Here is a 2,332-nt window from a genome sequence, read left to right on the forward strand (position 1 = left end):
GGGGCGGCTCGGGGGGCACGAAGTGACCCTCGTCCTCCTCCTCCGCCGGGGCCCAGTCCCGGGGCCCCGGGCCGTTCCACGGCCCCTTCCCGGGGTCCTCGCCGGGGGCGCCGGCCGGCAGACCGGCACCCGGGGCACCGGCGAGCCAGTCGGCGGCCCGGTTCACCACCGGTGCGCCGGCGGGGGCGGCGTCCTGCGCCCCGCCGTCCCGCGCGCTCGGCCCCGTCTCCCCGCCGGCCTCCTTCACGTCACCGGAGTCGCCCGGCGTCCCGTCGCCGGCCCCCGGCTCGCCCCCACCGGAGGCGTCGCCGACCTCTGCGACCTGCCCGTTCGAGGGGCTCTCGCCGCCACCGGTGTCGTCGCCGGTGTCGGTTCCTCCGGTCCGTCCCGCGGGCTCCTCGTCCCAGCCCGCGACGATGGCCGCCCAGGCGGCCTCCTCGTCGATCGGTTCGCGGCCCTCGCCGCGCTCCCTGTCACGCTCCGTCACGTGCCGGCTTCCTCGTCGTCAGGCGGGTGATGAACGCATCCGTCTCCTGAAAGATACGCGGAGCGTCGTGGTCCAGGGTCGCCACGTGGAAGCTCCGCTCCAGGAAGAGTTCGGTGACATCGGTGGAGGAGACCCCCCCGAGCACGAGCCCCGAGTCGGTCGGGGGCACCACGTGATCGCGCCGGCTGCGCATCACCAGCAGCGGCTGGGTGACCCGGGGCAGCTCGCCGCGCACCAGGTTCAGCAGGTTGCGCAGGGCCAACGCCGAGTGCAGGGGCACCCGCTCGTAGCCGACCTCCTCCCCTCCCTCCCGCGCGATGTCACTGGTGATCCCGGGTGTACTGGGGACCAGGTGCCGCAGGACGGGAAGGGCGTGCCCCTTCCCACGGGGGAAGGTCATCGCGGGGTTGACCACCGTCACCCCGGCCACGGCATCGCCGTGCCGGGCCGCCAGGCGCAGGGCGAGCGTGCCACCCATCGACAGGCCGCAGACGAAGACCCGCTCGCAGTGACCGCCCAGCAGGCGCAGTTCCCGGTCCACCGTGGCGTACCAGTCCTGCCATCCGGTCGGACGAAGGTCCTCCCATCGGGTTCCGTGTCCCGGAAGCAGGGGCAGGGAGACGGTGTGGCCCGCCTCGGCCAGGTGCTCGGCCCAGGGCCGCATCGACTGCGGCGACCCCGTGAAGCCGTGACACAACAGGACGCCGACGGAGGAGGTCCCCTCGTGATGGAAGGGTTCGGCACCGGGCAGCAACTGCATGGGCACTCCGATCGACGTCCGGCGGACCGTGGGGCACCCGCCCCGTCGCCGGGGGCGGTGGTATCGCAGGCTACGGGATCCGGGGGCCGCCGGCACCGGCGCCTCGGCGGGGGTCGGACGGTGCCGGATCCGCCACGCCACCCTACGCGCGCGTTCCGTGACCGGAAAGCCCGTTCCCGGCGTCCCGGCAGCGCACAGGAGGTTCCGGGGTTGTTTTACGGCGTCATGAAGGTATCGGTGGGGGCGGGTCTGAAGATGACCTTCCGCCCCTGGGTGGAGGGCCTGGAACACGTGCCCGCGAAGGGTCCCGCGATCCTGGCCAGCAACCACCTCTCGTTCTCCGACTCCTTTTTCCTCCCGGCGGTGCTGGACCGCAAGGTGACCTTCATCGCGAAGGCGGAGTACTTCAACACCCCCGGGGTGAAGGGGCGGCTGACCGCGGCCTTCTTCAAGGGGGTGGGGCAGTTGCCGGTGGACCGTTCGGGCGCGCGCGGCGCGGGGGAGGCGGCCATCCGCAGTGGGGTGGAGGTGATCGAGCGCGGTGAACTGTTCGGGATCTACCCCGAGGGCACCCGTTCGCCCGACGGGCGGCTCTACCGGGGCAAGCCCGGTGGGCTGGCCCGGGTGGCGCTGATCACCGGTGCCCCGGTGATCCCGGTGGCGATGATCAACACCGAGAAGATCCAGCCGCCCGGCAAGGTGATGCCCAAGCTGATGCGGCCGGGCATCCGGATCGGTGCCCCGCTGGACTTCGGCCGGTACCGGGGGATGGAGGGCGACCGTTTCATCCTGCGCTCGGTGACCGACGAGGTCATGTACGCCATCATGAAGCTCTCCGGTCAGGAGTACGTGGACATGTACGCCACCGCGGCCAAGCGGCTGATCGCCGAGGAGACGAAGCGGCAGGCGGAGGTCGAGAAGTCGGAGCGGGCGGAGAAGCGGGCCTGGGAGCGGGCCGAGCAGGACCGGCAGGAGCAGGACCGGCAGGAGCGGCGTCGCGAGGAGCGCGCCGGCGGCTGACCCGCTCCCCGTTCGTCGGGGCGATGACGCTCCGGGGAAAGCCGGGTGGTCGGGTGGGAACGAGC

General features: G+C 72.9%; 2 protein-coding genes and 1 pseudogene. 1 reads left to right on the plus strand and 2 read right to left on the minus strand.

What is annotated here, in order from left to right; translation table 11 throughout:
• Together FNQ90_RS20030 and FNQ90_RS20035 are read right to left on the minus strand one after the other, a co-directional pair.
• A pseudogene (locus tag FNQ90_RS20030) lies at positions 1-487 on the minus strand (hypothetical protein); the annotation flags it as partial.
• Entirely contained in the window at positions 474-1,247 is a 774-nt protein-coding gene (locus FNQ90_RS20035) for an alpha/beta hydrolase (RefSeq protein WP_143623824.1), read from the minus strand. The pseudogene FNQ90_RS20030 and the gene FNQ90_RS20035, both read right to left, overlap by 14 nt.
• A gap of 225 nt (positions 1,248-1,472) precedes the next feature.
• On the opposite strand from FNQ90_RS20035, the gene FNQ90_RS20040 reads away from it, so the two are divergent.
• On the plus strand, positions 1,473-2,267 hold the full coding sequence (locus FNQ90_RS20040; RefSeq protein WP_182607636.1) for a lysophospholipid acyltransferase family protein: 795 nt from the start codon (positions 1,473-1,475) through the stop codon (positions 2,265-2,267).
• The last annotated feature ends 65 nt before the right edge of the window (positions 2,268-2,332 follow it).

It is taken from the genome of Streptomyces alkaliphilus, assembly GCF_014141535.1.
Lineage (GTDB): Bacteria > Actinomycetota > Actinomycetes > Streptomycetales > Streptomycetaceae > Streptomyces > Streptomyces alkaliphilus.

Bases quoted from the DNA above. Each gene is read 5' to 3' on its own strand.
- FNQ90_RS20035 (WP_143623824.1), bottom strand. From the start codon at position 1,247: ATGCAGTTGCTGCCCGGTGCCGAACCCTTCCATCACGAGGGGACCTCC.
- FNQ90_RS20040 (WP_182607636.1), top strand. From the start codon at position 1,473: ATGAAGGTATCGGTGGGGGCGGGTCTGAAGATGACCTTCCGCCCCTGG.